Annotated in this window: 10 protein-coding genes; 8 read left to right on the top strand and 2 right to left on the bottom strand. The window is 46.0% G+C overall.

What is annotated here, in order from left to right:
• Positions 1-93: 93 nt before the first annotated feature.
• Positions 94-1,356 carry a beta-ketoacyl-ACP synthase II gene (gene fabF, locus DF182_RS10365; RefSeq protein WP_113615554.1) on the bottom strand — a complete coding sequence of 421 codons (1,263 nt, stop codon included), beginning with the start codon at positions 1,354-1,356 and terminating at the stop codon, positions 94-96.
• A gap of 378 nt (positions 1,357-1,734) precedes the next feature.
• Here fabF and DF182_RS10360 point away from each other — a divergent pair, with 378 nt between their 5' ends.
• The 4 genes from DF182_RS10360 (at position 1,735) to DF182_RS10345 (ending at position 9,038) form a co-directional block, all read left to right on the top strand.
• Entirely contained in the window at positions 1,735-2,307 is a 573-nt protein-coding gene (locus DF182_RS10360; protein WP_113615553.1) for an RNA polymerase sigma factor, read from the top strand.
• Between the two features lie 52 nt (positions 2,308-2,359).
• On the top strand, positions 2,360-3,496 hold the full coding sequence (locus DF182_RS10355; RefSeq protein ID WP_113615552.1) for a FecR domain-containing protein: 1,137 nt from the start codon (positions 2,360-2,362) through the stop codon (positions 3,494-3,496).
• 167 nt (positions 3,497-3,663) lie between these two features.
• Positions 3,664-7,251 carry a TonB-dependent receptor gene (locus DF182_RS10350; RefSeq protein ID WP_113615551.1) on the top strand — a complete coding sequence of 1,196 codons (3,588 nt, stop codon included), beginning with the start codon at positions 3,664-3,666 and terminating at the stop codon, positions 7,249-7,251.
• 17 nt (positions 7,252-7,268) lie between these two features.
• Positions 7,269-9,038, top strand: a complete 1,770-nt coding sequence (locus DF182_RS10345; protein WP_113615550.1) for a RagB/SusD family nutrient uptake outer membrane protein — start codon at positions 7,269-7,271, stop codon at positions 9,036-9,038.
• 147 nt (positions 9,039-9,185) lie between these two features.
• On the opposite strand, the gene DF182_RS10340 is transcribed toward DF182_RS10345, so the two are convergent.
• Positions 9,186-10,259 (bottom strand): fatty acid desaturase family protein, encoded by a 1,074-nt coding sequence (locus DF182_RS10340; RefSeq protein WP_113615549.1) that lies wholly within the window; start codon positions 10,257-10,259, stop codon positions 9,186-9,188.
• Positions 10,260-10,515: 256 nt separating this feature from the next.
• Between DF182_RS10340 and DF182_RS10335 the strand changes: the two genes are divergently transcribed.
• The 4 genes from DF182_RS10335 to DF182_RS10315 all read left to right on the top strand — a co-directional run bounded on the left by DF182_RS10335 (position 10,516) and on the right by DF182_RS10315 (position 18,160).
• A complete protein-coding gene (locus DF182_RS10335) occupies positions 10,516-11,532 on the top strand; it encodes a LacI family DNA-binding transcriptional regulator (protein ID WP_113615548.1) in 1,017 nt (338 codons plus the stop codon).
• A 297-nt stretch (positions 11,533-11,829) separates the two neighbouring features.
• Complete coding sequence (locus DF182_RS10330; RefSeq protein WP_113615547.1) at positions 11,830-14,121, top strand: GH92 family glycosyl hydrolase; 2,292 nt, start codon at positions 11,830-11,832, stop codon at positions 14,119-14,121.
• Positions 14,122-14,217: 96 nt separating this feature from the next.
• Positions 14,218-16,506: a GH92 family glycosyl hydrolase gene (locus tag DF182_RS10325; RefSeq protein WP_113615546.1), complete on the top strand. Its 2,289-nt coding sequence runs from the start codon at positions 14,218-14,220 to the stop codon at positions 16,504-16,506.
• 649 nt (positions 16,507-17,155) lie between these two features.
• A complete protein-coding gene (locus DF182_RS10315; protein ID WP_113615545.1) occupies positions 17,156-18,160 on the top strand; it encodes a type II toxin-antitoxin system antitoxin SocA domain-containing protein in 1,005 nt (334 codons plus the stop codon).
• Positions 18,161-18,178 lie beyond the last annotated feature (18 nt).

The raw sequence follows: 18,178 nt of genomic DNA, 5'->3' as shown, positions 1-18,178 counted from the left end.
ATTGTTACTTTGATGCTTTGCGGGCATAAAAAGATCAGCGAAGACCTCTGTGAAGATCTTCGCTGACAGTTATGTTTAAGGCAGCAGGGCTGCTTATTTGGTGTATTTTTTAAATACTACGATGGCATTGTGTCCACCGAAGCCGAAAGTGTTGCTCATGGCTACATTTACGGTGCGGTTCTGTGCTTTGCCGAGGGTGAGGTTCAGGTTGGTCGGAATACCTTCGCCCAGTACTGTAGTGTTGATGGTAGGCGGAATGATATCTTCCTGAGTAGCTTTGATACAAGCGATGGCCTCGATAGCACCAGCAGCGCCGAGCAGGTGACCTGTCATGGATTTGGTGGCGCTGATGTTCAGCTTTTCAGCGTGTTCACCGAAGGCAGCTACGATGGCTTTCAGCTCGCTCACGTCACCTACTGGTGTGGAGGTGGTGTGGGAGTTGATATAGTCTACATCAGCAGTTGTCAGACCAGCGTCTTCCAGGGCTTGTTCCATACCCAGTCTGGCGCCCAGGCCTTCGGGGTGGGTAGCTGTGAGGTGGTAGGCATCGCAGGTCATGGCACCGCCGATCATTTCACCATAGATGGTAGCACCTCTGGCGATAGCGTGTTCATATTCTTCCAATACGATGGCACCGGCACCTTCGCCCATTACAAAGCCATCACGTTCTGTGTCGAAAGGACGGGAAGCATGTTCTGGCTCTTCGTTGCGGGTAGACAGTGCTTTCAGCGCGTTAAAACCTGCGATACCAGCGCGGGTAACAGGAGCTTCAGAGCCACCGGTTACGATTACGTTGGCTTTACCCAGACGGATGTAGTTGAAAGCATCCACCAGGGCGCTGGTAGAAGATGCGCAGGCAGACACGGTACAGAAGTTAACGCCCATGAAACCGTATTTCATAGCGATCTGGCCGGCTGCGATGTCGCAAATCAGCTTGGGAATAAAGAACGGGTTGAATTTAGGTACAAAGTTAGCTGCAGCAAATTCAACGATCTGTTCTTCGAACGTGAGCATACCTCCGTTGCCGGAAGCCCAGATCACGCCTATTTTGGTTTTATCGATACCTTCTTTTTCGAGGCCTGCGTCCACAACCGCTTCGTGTGCAGCTGCCATAGCGTACTGCGTGAAGTTGTCCATTTTGCGGGCTTCTTTCTTTTCCATGTATTTCTCTACATCAAATCCTTTGACTTCACAGGCAAATTTGGTTTTGAACTCTGTGGTGTCAAACTTAGTGATGGGCCCCGCGCCACTTACGCCAGCCTTCAAATTGCTCCAAAAAGTATTAACATCATTCCCGATAGGTGTCAGTGCTCCCAAGCCGGTAACCACAACCCTTTTCAGTGTAACAGTACGCATATTTTTTACTTTAATAAAAAAAGTTAGAGCGCAAATTTAGTTACTTATTGTTATAGATAAGCATATTCATTAAGATTATATAACATAACTTTCCATTTTGGAGATTGAGGTCAATACTGTGGCGGATTTGGATTGTCTGAACTTGTACCGGGAAAGCCAAAAGTGTTATAAAGTGTTAATATTTTCTGCCAGGCAAGGGGAAAAAGCATGTTCGGGAGCCCCGACTGGTTACCTCCAACAGGAAAGGGTACCTTCCTGTTCGTTCGTTGATAAGAGAAAAGTCCCCGGATCATACCTGCATCTTATAAAGATTTCATGACAAGTATCGAAAAGCCGGAAAATAATATTTAATATCGCATATACACTTGTGCCATACTGATGACAGGTCAACCAAATAAAGATATTTTGTGGATGGAGCGTCTGCGGGAGGATGATGCGTCTGCATTTACCGAAATCTATGAGGCTTACCGTGAAAAGCTGCTCGCAGTGGCTTATAACAGGCTGTCCGACATACAGGCAGCTGAAGATATCGTACAGGACGTATTCGCCAGCCTCTGGAACCAGCGGCATAACCGGCAGATCAACAATGCCGGCGCCTATCTGGCCACGGCCGTCAAATATAAGATCCTGGACCGCTTCCGCCGGGAACAACTGCTGCGTCAGTACCAGGAGGTTTACAGTACCAACATACCGGTAAACGTTGCAGAGCCGGAAATGACCTACCAGTATAAACATATCCTGCAGCTCCTGCAGGAAGAAGTGAACAAACTCCCGGAAAAATGCCAGCTGATATTCCGCTACAGCCGTGAACAGGGCATGCCGGTAAAAGAAATCGCACAAACACTCAATATCTCCAGTAAAACCGTGGAAAACCAGCTCACAAAGGCTCTACGCCAGCTGAAGGGTAGCATCAGACACTTATTTTCCATATTTTTCTCCTTTTTTTTCTGAACGACGTAGGGGATCCCTTCCAGTTGTTCGACTCATCAGTGTAATTACCGTTATGAAAGTAAACCAGGATCTATTAAACGCTATAGAGAAGTATCTGCGTGGAGAAGCCTCCGCAGAGGAACGTGCGTTGGTAAATCAATGGTACCACTCCTTCAGCGACGAACAGGTGAATATCCCCCCTGTTCCCGGTTTTGACAAAGAAGAAATTTTCGGCAGAATACAGGGAAACCTGCAGGAACTGGTTCAGCAACCAGCACCTTCCCGCAACAGGGTCCGCAGGCTGTGGCTGAAACGTACCGCTGTAGCGGCCGGAATTACCCTTGTGCTCGGCGCAGGACTATGGTGGCTCCGGATATCCGGAAACGCGGCTCCATCTCAGCTTGCTGCCACACATGCCCCGTTACCGGTGATGCCAGGAAGCAACAAGGCCATACTGGTACTGGACGATGGCAGCACCATGGCCCTGAACGACAGTCTGCAGGCTGCTATTGGCAATGCCCAGGTAAACGGAAAATCCCTGGTATACACACCGGAGAACAATCACAACAGCGCAGTACAGTACAATACCCTGAAAACACCACAGGGCGGCCAGTTTGCAGTAGTGCTGCCTGATGGCAGTAAAGCATGGCTTAATGCTGCCAGCTCATTGAAATACCCTACCAGCTTTAATGGACAACAACGCACTGTGGAACTGAGCGGGGAAGCCTATTTCGAAATTGCACCAGATCAAAATAAGCCCTTCATCGTCCAGGTAAATAATATGAAAGTGCAGGTATTGGGCACCTCCTTCAATATCATGGCTTACCCCGAGGAGAAGCGCATCCAAACAACACTGATAACAGGCGCCGTCAACGTGACCAACGGCCATACCACCAAACAACTATCACCAGGGCAACAGGCTGCATCAGACAGTAGTCAGCAGCTGACCGTCACCCAGGCCGATGTGAACGCGGTGATAGCCTGGAAAGATGGAAAATTCGAATTTGCCGGAGAAACAATTGATGTGGCACTAAGACAACTGGCAAGATGGTATGACCTTCAGCTGCAGTTTGAAGATGGTATCCCTGAAGAACACCTCAGCGCGGTATTTTCACGCAACACCAGCCTGGAAAACATTATCAGAATGCTGGAACTGAGTGGCATCCACTGTAAACTGAAGGATCGCAGACTGATAGTCAGCAGGAATTAATCAATCATTATATCAACATGTAAAAACCAATAATCTAAATCTAAAATGTAAGCAGAACAATGAAAAAACCATTTTAAAAAGCCAGAAGTCAATCGGGCTAAGGGTTTCCGATTGCCATAACTAATCTATTCCAATACCGATAACATTTCACCAAACACATGTGATGTATGAGTTCTCCTCACTACAATGGGACTTCGTATGCCCAAAAATTCACTTTTTTCAAGACATTCCGGGTATTAAGGCTGATGGTCCTGCTGGTATTCCTTTCCCTGCAGGTGGCCGCACTCGGGTATTCCCAGACATTAACCTTGCATCAGCGCAATGCTACGCTTGCCCAGGTCTTTAAAAGTATTACCCAGCAAACGGGTTACAATTTTATGTACCGCGATGAAATGCTTTCCAAAGCACAGCGCGTTACTGTTTCTCTCACCAATGTGGATTTAAAATCAGCACTGGATGTCTGTTTCTCCGGGCAGCCTCTCACTTATTCCATTGTGGATAAAGTGATTGTGGTAGATACCAGAAAAGAAAAAATGCAGCTGACAGCCGTGCAGGACGTGGATCTGCGCGGACGCATTGTAAACGATAAGGGTGAAGCCCTTCCTGGAGCTTCCGTTGTTCTGAAAGGCACTACCAAACGTGCGATGACAGACGAAAAGGGCGAATTTCTGATTAGAGATGCAGATCCAGCCAATGCCATACTGGTAGTGGATTATATTGGATTTGAAAGACAAGAGTTAAATCTGCAAGGCCGTTCATCCATTACTGTTACCCTGAAACAAAAAAATGCAGATCTCACGGATGTGGTAGTAGTTGGATATGCCACACAAAAAAGGGTGAACCTCACCGGTGCCGTGACTACTGTTACCAGCAAAAGCCTGGAGAATCGTCCGGTTACCAATGTGTCCAGCGCATTAGCCGGATTAAGCCCCGGGCTGCAGGTGCGTCAGAGTTCCGGTAAACCGGGTTCTGATGAAGCCACCATTCGTGTACGTGGTGTGGGTACACTCAACAACAGCGATCCGCTGGTCGTGATTGATGGTATCATCGGTACCATGGATGCCGTAAACCCGACAGATATAGAAAGCATCTCTGTGCTCAAGGATGCAGCCTCCTCTTCTATCTACGGTACCCTGGCTGCAAACGGTGTAATCCTCATCACCACCAAAAAGGGCAGCCGCAACCGCACAACTGTTACCTACAGTGGTACCCTGTCTACTGTACAACCCAGCAACCTGCCCAAGTTTGTGAACGACTATGTGCGTTACATGAAGCTCTACAACGAAAGTGCCCGCAACCTCGGACAGGCTGAACTGTTTAAGCAGCAGACCATTGATACCTGGATCAATGCCAACAATAATCCCAATGATCTGAATGCAGCAGGTATCCCCAACTCCGTGGTATATGCCAATACAGATTGGGCCAATACCGTATTTAAACACAACGTGCTGCAACAGCATAACATTTCCGTTGCCGGCGGTGGAGAAAAATCTACCTTCCTGGTTTCCGCAGGCTACCTGAACAACCCCGGTACGATGGACCATACAGAAGCCAAACGTTATCAGATCCGCCTCAACCTGGACAGCAAAATCAATCAATTTATTACGGTTGGTACGCAAACGTTTGCAAGCCAGGAATTATTCGGACTGGGAAATACAGAAAACGCCTTCAACTATCTCCGGCAGACAACACCGGGCGTTCCGTCCATCTACCAGGGAAAATACGGATTCCCAACTGCCCTGGAAGAATCACAGACAGCCAATAACATCCTGTTATATCTTAATAACGTAGCAGGAAAAAATGTGAGGAACAGATTCAACTCCACCGTATACGCCACACTCTCTCTCCTCCGCGGACTGACATTTGAAACCAAATTCAACTACCAGACCCGTTTCCAGGATAAACAATTCCATGATGTTCCTTTTGCAAAATGGGACCTCTCCACCAACGTGGCCAAACAGCCGGCTGCCACACCAGACCAGCTCACCACCAGCGTGGAACACAACAAAGACTTCACCACCACCTTCGATAACGTATTGCGCTACAGCACACAGTTCAAAGGTGGACATGATTTTTCTGCACTCGTTGGTTATAACCAGAATTACTTTTACTACAACCGTGATGCCGCCAGCAGGAAAGGCCTGATCTCTGAAGAAGTGACCAACATTAATGTGGCCGGAAACACCAACAACGTATTTGAAGGTGCAGAATATGACAATGCGCTCCGCAGCTGGTTTGGCCGTATTAACTACGCCTACCGGAACAAATATCTGTTAGAGGCTAACCTCCGCTATGATGGCTCTTCCCGCTTTGCATCCGCATCCCGTTGGGGTTATTATCCTTCTTTCTCTGCAGGATGGCGCCTCACAGAAGAAACATTCCTGAAAGATCTCCTGAAAGATTTCCAGCAACTGAAACTGCGTGGCTCCTGGGGTAAACTGGGTAACAACGGCGGTGGCGACAGGTCTAAAGGCAACTACGATTATCAGACGCTCTACAACCAGGTATATTATTCCTTCAACAATACTGCTGTCAATGCATTGGCTGTTACCAAACTGGGTAACCCCGGTTTGCTCTGGGAAGCTACGGCTATCTCTGATATAGGAGTGGATGCGACTTTGCTGAATAATGCCCTGAACATCTCTATCGATTACTACAGCAAATCCACCAGCGGTATCATTACCACGCCGCCTATACCACTGACAGCGGGCAATGCCGATGCTCCTACTGTAAACACAGCTACTGTATCCAATAAGGGTATTGAACTGGTGGCCAGCTACAATCATAAATTCGGCGAGGTGGATATTACTGTCGGCGGTAATTTCTCCTACAATAAAAATATCATCACATCGTATCGCGGCGCTTTCCAGGATGGTTACACCACTGATGCCAATGGCAACAAAGTATGGGCTTCTAATATCGGTAAGGTATCTTCCAATAGTGGGAATAAATACAGGGTGGAAGGACACCAGATCGATGAGTATTATCTCAACAAACTGTATCAGGGTAGTGGTACTTATTTCAATGCAGATGGCAGCGTGAATATCAACGGTGGTCCGAAAGACGGCATGATCCGGACACCAAAGGATATGGACTGGCTGAAAGCCATGATGGCCGCCGGTTATACCTTCTTGCCTGCTCAGGGCGCCGATAAAGGAAAAATCTGGTATGGTGACCTGATTTATGCTGATACCAATGGTGATGGCATCTATGGCAACAACTACGACAGGACCTTCACCGGTACCAGTGGTACGCCTAAATACAACTACGGGTTTAACCTCAGCGCATCCTGGAAAGGAATATACCTCAATATGATATGGGCCGGAAGTGCCGGGATGCAGTATTACTACAACGACCGCGGATATTTAAGCTCTGTTACTTCTGCCGGTAATGCGATCGGACTGGATGTAGCCAATGATCACTACTATTACAACGACGCCAATCCTGCTGATCCTGCCAACAATATCAACGGTAAGTATCCTCGTCTGAAGCTGAATACAGATCCGCAGAACAGCCTGGATAATAATTTCTATCTCTACAATGCCTCTTACCTGAAATTAAAGAATGTGCAGATCGGTTACCAGATTCCGGAACGTCTTACCAAACGTGCGGCTATCAGCAAAGCCATTGTATATGTGAGTGGAGAAAACCTGCTGACGATTACCAAATATCCAGGCCTCGATCCGGAAATCGGCGCCAACGTTGGGTATCCAACTATGAAGCAGTATGCATTGGGCCTTAATGTTACTTTCTAGTTCTTAAAAGTTAGTGTATGAAAAAGTTCAGAATATTAATATATGCCGCCGGGCTCCTGTCCATAGCCAGTTGTAAGAAAAACCTGCTGGACACCACGTCCTATACACAGGAAAGTGATGCCCTGATGTGGACAACAGACAATCTCACCGATCAGGGTATGGCCGGCGTATATGCCGCCCTGAGATTGAATATAGACCAGAGCAGTGCCTCCGGTAATGAGCTGTATCAGCTGGACCGGTACGGTGTGGGTAGTATGGTGCGTGATGCAGATGGTTTACAGGTGGGTACTATTACGCCCAGCAGTGATATGTTCAGTAAGAACTGGAAACAGTTTTATGATGGTATTCAGCGCGCCAATAATGCGATTGTGAATATCCCGCTGAAATCACCTTCTGCCAGTGATAAAAAAGCAAGATACCTGGCAGAATCCAAATTCCTGCGTGCTTATTTCTATTTCAGGTTGAATCAGCTGTGGCATGGTGTACCAGTGTATCTGCAGCCATTTACCGCAGATGAAGCCGTGAAAGGCCGTGAAACAGAAGACAGTGTATGGCGGGTAGTTATCAACGATCTTACAGATTGTATTAATGAACCGAACCTGCCGCTGAAGAATTCAAAAGGTAATGCCAACTATGGGCACATCACAAAAGGTGCTGCTTATGCGCTCAGAGGTAAAGCCTATCTGTATACCCGCAACTGGGCTGCCGCTGCCACCGATTTCTCAAAAGTGCAGGAAGCGGGATATACCCTTTTCAATGGCGATTATAAACAGCTTTTCAAAGAAGTGAATGAACAAAGTGATGAGATGATTTTCTCCATCCAGAATATCGCTGTGAATAACTTTGGTTCTACCACGCAGTTCTTCTGTGGTAACAGAAGCTCTTTTGGTTCCTGCTGGAATACCTACCTGGTGTCTCCGGTAGTGGTAGATATGTATGAAAATACTGATGGCAGCAAGTTTGACTGGGAAAAGGTTATTCCCGGATTTAAAGGACTGACAGCCGCACAACGGGAAGTATACTTTTTCAGAGATGGCCTTACCGCCGGGGAAATTGCCGGTGCTACTTCACGTGGACTGGATATGAGCAAGTATCTGCCTGTTGGCAATGAAGCCCGTATCAAGGCTGCCTATACCAACCGCGATCCGCGTTTATCCGCCAACGTTATCACGCCGTATTCAGAGTATCTGGGTGTAAACGGAAGTGCCAACCAGGTATACGTTTCAAGGTGGCCTTTCCGTTCCAATACCACGCCTACCTGGGATCTGGCAACAGATACCAAGGCATACTTCTATTATCTGCACCGCAAATTTGTTTATGAAGGTGCCACAGAAACTATCAACCGGGCTTATGGTCCTACTGACTTCCCGGTGATCCGCTTTGCAGATGTACTGCTGATGTGGGCGGAAGCGTTGAATGAGCAGGGATTCAGCCAGCAGTCGCTGGACCTGGTGAACAAAGTGCGGGCCAGAGTAGGCATGCCTGCCCTGCAAAGCGCTGATGTTTCCAAACCTACTTACGTAGGTGATCAGACTACCATGCGTGAGCGTATCCGCAACGAACGCAGGGTGGAGTTTGTGAATGAGGGCATCAACTACTTTGATGAACTGCGCTGGAAAACATGGAAAGAAAAAACCTTTGCCGTAGGTGCTGGCATTCAGCAAATCTGGGGCAACAATGTTGTTAACTATTCCTGGAAAGGCGATTATATCTACAACTGGGCTATCCCGCAGAGCGAAATCGAACGTAATCCTAACCTGGTACAAAATCCGGGCTGGATCAACTAATCATACCCCGTCCTGTTCCATCTTAAAAGCAAAGGCTGTCTCGTAAAGTTGAGACAGCCTTTTTTATGCGGAAGTACATGAAAAGAAGATGCCGTCCCGGTTAGAGACGGCATCTTCTTTTTATAATTGTATTATTAGTCTTTTATTTTATGCGGCGGCTACTGCTGCCGGTTCTGGTATGCTATTGATGCGGAGGGTCCTTTGTTTGAGGAAGGAGATGATCTCTGCATCGGACTGGAAGCGGTCGCCGATATTCACAAAGTGTTTGGCCAGCAGGTCGTAACGTTTGGTCATCAGCCAAAGCCATACATGCAGGAAGTGGATACCGTCGAATACAACAGCATCATTGATAATATACTGATCAAGTGTTTTACGGAAATATACCGGGTGGTCTGTCCAGTGCATGCTGGGCTTGATATGATGGCTGATATGATAACCATCGTTCCAGCATTTGTGGTTGTATTTAGTGTTGATGCAGGTAATGCTGTTTTTATAGCAGTTGTCGGGATCATCTGCACTGATAAAGGCGTGCTGGGCCCAGTTGCCCACCATCATAATGATTCTGGAGATGATAAAGGGCAGGATAAACACAACGAAGGTAGCCGGGAAATTGATAAAGGAAAGACCCACACAGGCGGCGATGAATAACATTTCACCCCTGACCAGTTTTACCATCAGTTTATTCCTTTTTTTACGGATATGGTACTTTGCGGTATCGTAGACGCCAAAAGTCACAAAAGACCAGAGGTAATGCAGGAAGCCACGGAATGAATCGCGTTGGTACATCATGGTGCAACTATCATCGTCTGGCATATTGTTTTCCGGGTGGTGCATACCAATATGGTGGGAATAGTAGGATTCCGGCGTTTGTCCAAACAGGGGGCCTATTACCCAGGGTAGATAATTATTAAGGATGCCGTATTTTTTTTCGAAGAAGGCGCGGTGGCTGGTGCAATGTAGCATCAGGCCGAAAGGCCCTTTGAAGGTAACATTATTAAAAAACTGATAAGTGATGGCAGCAGCCCACCATATCCAATTATTGACACCTGGTAAGTATAGCAGAATGGCGAGTGGCCATAAAGTGAAGGTAATTTTCAGGGTCAGGTAAACAAAAGGCAGATCGCGTTCATCACGGATCATGGATTTGAATACCCTGTCGAAAACCGTTTCATACGCTGGCTTCACATATACAGGATCAGTAAGTTGAGCTAGATGCTTCATAATAATTATTGAATGTCAGTTGGCTACAGACCAGTTGTGTTGATATGGCCGGCTTATTTGTATAACGCTTACTTCAGTCTCTTAGTATTCATGTGCCGGACCGTACTCCTGTAAGATAGCCATTTTGAGGGTAGTTTGAAATGATTTAACAGTTTTTTGTAATTTCCCGGCCGATGCATCGTTAAGACACCCGGGAGTAATCTGTAAGTCTCACAAATGGTGCAGCTGAAAACCAATCAAACTAACTAAAGCGCTAATGAAGAGACTTACACTGAAGGATGTCGCCAAGATGGCCGGTGTGGCACCTTCTACTGTATCCTTTGTACTCAACGGGAAAGGAAAGCAGATGAGGATACGCGACGAGGTCGCAGCCAAAATCATGCAGGTGGTGGAAAAGTCAGGGTATGAGCCACACAGGGTGGCTGTTAACCTGCGCACCGGGCAATCCAAAACCCTGGGCCTGATCGTGGAAAGCATCTCCGGCAGCTTCTTTGCCAGTCTGGCTAAAACCATCGAAACAGAAGCAGAGCAGATGGGCTACAATGTGGTGTATTGCAGCACCGAAAACAATGCCCAGAAAGGTGGGGATCTGATCCGTATGCTGGGCCGCCAGATGGTAGATGGATACCTGATCACTCCTGCACCCGGTATGGAAAAGGAGATACAACAGCTGGTACAGCATCATAAGCCTGTAGTGCTGATGGACAGCTACTTTCCTGCCATTAAAGCGCCTTATGTACTCATCGATAACTTCGGCGGCGTAAAGCAGGGCATGGAACACCTTATCAGTAAAGGATTCACCAAGATAGCTTTTGTGACCGTGGAGGTTAAACTGATCCAGCTGCAGGAACGCCTCCGTGGCTACATGACCACCATGAAGGACCATGGAATCCCTGTCCGGAAGAAACATATCCTGCATCTTAAATACCATAAACAACGGGAAGACTCCCTGCTGGAAATGCAGCAGTTCATACAGGATAATCCTGAAATAGAGGCCATCTTCTTTGCTACCAACTACCTGGGTATCCTGGGACTGGAAGCTATCGCCCAGCTGGGGCTCCGGATGCCGGACGACCTGTCTGTGATCTGCTTCGACGATCATGATATCTTCCGCCTGTACCCTCCCGGTATTTCTGTCATAGAACAGCCTATAGAAGGAATTGCCAAAACCGCCATCGCTATGCTGATGCAGCAGCTGGGCAAAAAGCCCGTGCCCGTTAAAAAACAGGCCGTGGAACTGCCCGGGAAGTTTATTCTGCGTGGCTCCGCATAAGAACCGTCTGCCACTCATCTAATTTCCCGGCAAAAAAATGGTCAATACCTGCTTTAGATCCGAAAATATTTATACATTTAAACCTGTTTCCGGAGGGGGAACCTATCATTCTCCTTCGGAAAAGAGGATAAGGATTCATTGAATCTTTTTTTTCTGTATTGATGCTAAATCGATTTTTCTAATAATTGCACGCATCGTAATATCAGCCGGCAAAGCGGGGAATATTTCCCTCAGCCTGAAACACAAACCCAGTGCCTTTGCCGGCCTGTTTTGCCTTGCGGGAAACACCACTACTACATGAAAAAAGTTGGATTGCTGGCAGCTGCCTTATTTTGTATGCATGGCGCCCAAAGCCAGACTGTGTACAAAGTTGCTGAACCGGTAGAATGGGTCAATACCCTGATGGGTACCGATTCTAAAGTAAGCCTGTCAAATGGTAACACCTATCCTGCCATCGCCCTGCCCTGGGGGATGAACTTCTGGATGCCCCAGACCAATACCATGGGCAACGGATGGGCATATCAATATGCGGCCGATAAAATCAGAGGCTTTAAACAAACACACCAGCCTTCTCCCTGGATCAACGACTATGGCCAGTTTGCCATCATGCCCGTTACCGGCAGCCTGAAGTTCGACCAGAACAAAAGAGCCAGCTGGTTCTCCCATAAAACAGAAGTAGCCAAACCTTATTATTACAGCGTTTACCTCGCGGATGCTGACGTGACCACCGAGATCACTCCCACAGAACGCGCTGCCCAGCTTCGTTTTACCTTCCCTACTACCGACAGCGCCTTCGTCGTAGTAGATGCTTTTGATAAGGGATCCTATATTAAAATATTACCACAGGAACAGAAGATCATCGGTTACACCACCAAAAACAGTGGTGGCGTACCAACCAACTTCAAAAACTATTTTGTCATCTATTTTGATAAACCGTTTACCGTAGCTACTACCTGGAAAGACTCTACCCTGCTGAAAGGGCAACTGGAGCTGCAGGCCGACCATTCCGGTGCAGTAGTAGGCTTCAAAACCAAACGAGGTGAGCAGGTAGTAGCAAGAACAGCTTCTTCCTTCATCAGCTTTGAACAGGCTGAACTCAACCTGCAAAGGGAAGTCGGCAAAGATAGTTTCGACATCACCTGTAAAAAAGCAAAAGATATCTGGAATAAAGAGCTGGGCCGCCTCTCCGTGGAAGGTGGTACCTCTGCACAGGTAAGTACTTTCTACTCTTCGCTGTACCGCACCATGCTGTTCCCGCGCAAGTTCTATGAGATCAATGCTAAGAATGAAATCGTGCATTACAGTCCATTCAACGGACAAGTACTGCCCGGCTACATGTTTACTGACAATGGTTTCTGGGATACCTTCCGTGCGGTGCATCCTTTCTTCACTCTTATGTATCCTTCGCTGAGTGCACATATCATGGAAGGTCTGGCCAACAGCTATAAAGAAAGCGGTTGGTTGCCTGAATGGGCGAGCCCTGGTCACCGCGATTGTATGATCGGCTCCAACTCCGCTTCTCTCATCGCTGATGCTTATCTCAAAGGTATCCGTGGTTATGATATCAATACCCTCTATGAAGCGATCCTGAAGAATACGGAAAATGAAGGCCCGCTTGAATCTGTAGGCCGCAAAGGGGTGAAATACTATAACGAACTGGGTTATGTTCCCTACAACGTGGACATCAACGAAAATGCTGCCCGTACACTGGAATATGCCTATGATGACTTTACTATCTACCAGCTGGCCAAAGCACTGAACAGACCTAAGGAAGAAGTGGAACGTTTTGCGAAACGCTCTCAGAACTACCGTAATCTCTTTGATCCGGAAACCAAACTGATGCGCGGTAAAAACAAAGATGGCCGCTTCCAGACACCTTTCAATCCTTTTAAATGGGGTGATGCCTTTACGGAAGGCAACAGCTGGCACTATACCTGGTCTGTGTTCCACGATGTACAAGGTCTGTCTGACCTGATGGGTGGCCGTACCATGTTTGCCACTATGCTGGATTCCGTTTTCAAAATGCCGCCGGTATACGATGAAAGCTACTACGGTTCTGTTATTCATGAGATCCGCGAAATGCAGATCATGAACATGGGCCAGTATGCACATGGCAACCAGCCCATTCAGCACATGATCTATCTGTATAACTATGCCGGCCAGCCCTGGAAAACCCAGTACTGGATCCGTCAGGTGATGGAACGCCTCTATAAAGCCACTCCAGACGGCTATTGCGGTGATGAAGACAACGGACAGACCTCTGCCTGGTACGTGTTCTCCGCTATGGGCTTCTATCCCGTATGCCCCGGTACACAACAATATGTATTAGGTACTCCCCTGTTTGCCAAACTTACCATGACTCTGGAAGATGGTAAAAAAATGGTGATCGACGCACCAGGCAACAGTGATAAGAACCTGTATGTACAAAAAGCCGCCTTAAACGGTGTCCCCTATACGAAAAACTGGATCAGCCACCAGGACCTCCAGAAAGGAGGAAAACTGGTATTCCAAATGGGCGCTACTCCTGAAAAAACGAGAGGTACCCAGCCGGCTGCTTTCCCTTATTCGTATTCAACAGCCAACAAATAATACGATATAGAAGAATTTCATTGTTCACTGTAAATAATCCATCCCGATTCTTCGGGATGAAGAGTTTTTAAGTCAGAACATGTTAAACTGATACCGATGACCAGCAGGATTTTTTTATCGACCATACTCAGCTGTATTTGCTGTTCACTTTTTGCACAGGAAAATGTGCTTTCATATGTGAAACCCATCACTGGTACCCAACGTATGGGACATACCTATCCCGGTGCTACCGTGCCTTTTGGTATGGTGCAGCTAAGCCCGGAAACAGACACGCTCTCTTATGAGATGAACGGGAAATACAACCCGGATGTGTATAAGTATTGTGCCGGTTATCAGTATGAAGACAAAACCATCGTTGGTTTCAGTCATACCCATTTCAGCGGCACCGGCCACTCCGACCTAGGCGATTTTCTTATTATGCCCACTACCGGAACACTTCAGCTGAACCCTGGCACCGCAGATCATCCTGAAAGTGGCTACCGTAGCAGGTTTTCGCATAGTACCGAAGTAGCAGAACCTGCCTATTACAAAGTAAAACTGGAAGACGATGGTATCCTGGCTGAACTGACAGCCAGCAACCGCGTTGGTTTTCATCAGTATACCTTTCCGGCTTCTGATCAGTCGCACATTATCCTCGACTTCATGTCAGGCATTTACAACTATCCCAATAAAAATGTATGGACTTTTGTAAGGGTCGAAAATGATACGCTGGTAACGGGTTTCCGGCAAACCAGCGGTTGGGCGCGCACAAGGATAGAATATTTTGCGATGGTGTTCTCCAAACCATTTAAGGAATACGGACATCGTAACTATACAAACGATGTGTACAAAGGCTTCTACCGCAAGTTCGACCAGACAAAAAACTTCCCGGAAATGGCAGGCCGGCAAATCCGCGCCTGGTTTGATTTTAACACCACCGCAGGAGAAAAAATCAAAATAAAATTTGCCATCTCTCCGGTAAGCACCGAAGGTGCCCTGAAAAACCTGCGGGCAGAAATCCCGGGATGGGACTTTGATCAGGTAAAACAGGAAGGCCAGGCGCTGTGGACTAAAGAGCTGAATAAAGTACATATCGAATCCGGCAGCAGAGAAGAGAAGGAAAACTTCTATACCGCGATGTATCACGCCTTCATCAATCCTACTACCTACATGGATGTGGACGGGCAGTACCGCGGACTGGATATGAACAATCATACCGCCAACGGATATACGAATTATACTACCTTTTCCCTGTGGGATACCTACCGGGCATTACATCCGCTGTTTAACATCGTGCAGCCGAAACGGAATGCCGATATGATACAGTCGATGATAAATCATTACGACCAAAGCGTACAGCATATGCTGCCCATCTGGTCGCATTATGCCAACGAAAACTGGTGTATGATCGGATATCACAGCGTATCAGTGATTGCAGACGCTATCATGAAAGGCAATGCACCTTTTGATGCAAACAAAGCCCTGGATGTCTGTGTGACCACTGCCAGACACCGCAATTACGATGGGCTGGGCTACTATATGGACATGGGTTATGTGCCGGAAGATAAAAACGGCTCTTCTGTTTCCAAAACACTCGAGTATGCCTATGATGACTGGTGTATCGCACAAGTAGCTAAAAAGCTGGGCAGAACGGATATCTACGAAGAATTCATCAAACGTTCCAATAATTATAAAAATGTTTACGATAAAACCATTGGTTTTATGCGGCCACGGTTGAACGACGGCACTTTCAAAGCGGCGTTTGATCCGCTGCAAACACATGACCAGGGCTTTATTGAGGGCAATGCCTGGAACTACAGTCTTTATGTGCCTCACAATCCTGATGATATGATTGCCATGATGGGTGGAAAAAAACAATTCACCCAACATCTGGATTCATTGTTCACCATGGAGTTACCGGATAAATACTTCGCGGAAACGGAAGACATTACCCGTGATGGTATTATTGGCAATTATGTGCATGGTAATGAGCCTTCTCACCATGTGGCCTATCTGTATAACTGGACCGGCTATCCGTGGAAAACACAGGAACGTATACGGATGATCCTGAAAAAAATGTATCATCCGGGTCCTGATGGTCTTGGTGGTAACGATGACTGTGGCCAGATGAGTGCCTGGTATATTTTCAGTTCCCTTGGATTTTATCCTGTATGCCCCGGCTCCGACCAGTATTCGCTGGGAAGCCCCGCAGTGGATAAAGCCACCCTGCAACTCGAAAACGGTAAAACGTTTATCATCGACGTAAAAAATCAGGGAGATAAAAATGTATATGTGCAGAAAGTGTTGCTGAATGGTAAAGCGCTCGACCGTTTGTATATCACACACAGTGAGATTATGAACGGTGGAAATATTACGTTTTTTATGGGGCCTAAAGCGAAGAAGTGATGTGTTCGAATATATAAAATGCAAAAAGGCCCTGGCGTGACTGCCGGGGCCTTTCCTTTTATTAAAAACATGTGAATGATATTTTTGTTTGTTCAACTAATAAGTTGTTTTTTTAAATTTATATTTCTAGAGATTTAATTTGTTTGTTTCCAGCAATTAATAAATTTAGATATTATAAATAATTATTTTACTGGCTGTCGGATGGTTGTTTTTTCTTTTTTGAAATACAACTAATTAGTTGTGTTGTGGGTTTTTTAGTTTATATTTGTTTTATGAATCCGATACTCTCTTTTGTATGACAACTTATGATGAAGTAGCGCAATTTTTAGCTGATTTTAAAGTTAAATTGAGTTTATGGAGCCATTATTTATCGGAACGACAGAGGTAAGAACACGCAAGCACTTTTAGATTTAGAACTGACCCCTAACCAAAGAACAGAAATAATTAAACGAATAGAAGTAACTGATTATAGCCAAGGCCCTTTGGATGATATTTTAAATGGAGGAGCAAAGATGTGGGTCTTTGGCAAAACACACAACGAAGTAGAAATATATATTAAAATCACTCTAGGACATCCCAGCACTGGTGTAATCTGTATTTCTTTTCATCAATCGGAATTTCCAATGAAGTACCCTTTAAAGTTAAGATTATGAAAAGTCCATTTACCGGCGGCAACGTTAGATTAGAAAGAGAATCCCGAACATTCGAGTTTAGAAAAGAAAAGTTCGAGATAATATATCATTATTATGTCTGCGAAGAGAGTGGCGAGCAATTTACGAATGATGAACTGGACACACTTAATATTACCCAGGTCCATAATAAGTACAGGTCCAGGTTTGGTATTCCTTCTATTGAAGAGATTAAGCATGCCAGATCAAAGTATGGACTTAGTGCAGCCAAAATGAGCGAGATACTTGGGCTTGGTATTAATGTATATCGAAATTATGAAGCAGGTGAAATGCCAAGTATTTCCATCGGAAGATATATTCGATTGGTTGCAGACCCCCAGGAATTTGTGAAACTCGTTGAAATTAATAAATCCTCCTGGGATGCAACAGAATATGCGGAAGTACTGGAGACAATTTCTAAATTTCGTGATCCGCAATTATATGAAGACGAAGGTCAGTTAGCCTTCTCTCTCTTTAAAGATTGCTTACCTAATATTTACAATGGTTTTAGGGTTCCGGGTATTAAGAGAATCGGGGCCATGATTAACTATTTTTCTACGGCTTTGCAACCATTTACAACAGCTTTAAATAAGCTAATGTTTTATGCTGACTTTAGTCACTATAAAAAATATGGCATGAGCATTAGTGGTATAACCTATAAAGCAATACAAAGAGGACCTGTACCCACCAACTATGGAGGACTTTATAACGCTGCAGTGAATAAAGGATATGTTAAAGTAACCGAAGTCGATTTTGGCGAATATGGAGGTGATAAGTTTTATAATGATGAGGAGACAACCTCTGTCAATTTATTAGATGCTTTGACTCAAATTGAATTAGCTACCTTGGAAACGATTACGGAAAAATTCAGGAATATGAATACCAGCCAGATCGTTGATGTAAGCCATAACGAATCGGGCTGGAAAGAAAATGTGAATAATTTTGACAAGATAAGTTATGATTTTAGTTTCAGTTTAAATATTTAGCGGATGAATGATATAAGA

This window comes from Chitinophaga flava, from assembly GCF_003308995.1.
In the GTDB taxonomy this organism is placed as follows: domain Bacteria; phylum Bacteroidota; class Bacteroidia; order Chitinophagales; family Chitinophagaceae; genus Chitinophaga; species Chitinophaga flava.
Note: the sequence above shows the minus strand (reverse complement) of the source record. Positions and strands in the feature narration are given on the sequence as shown.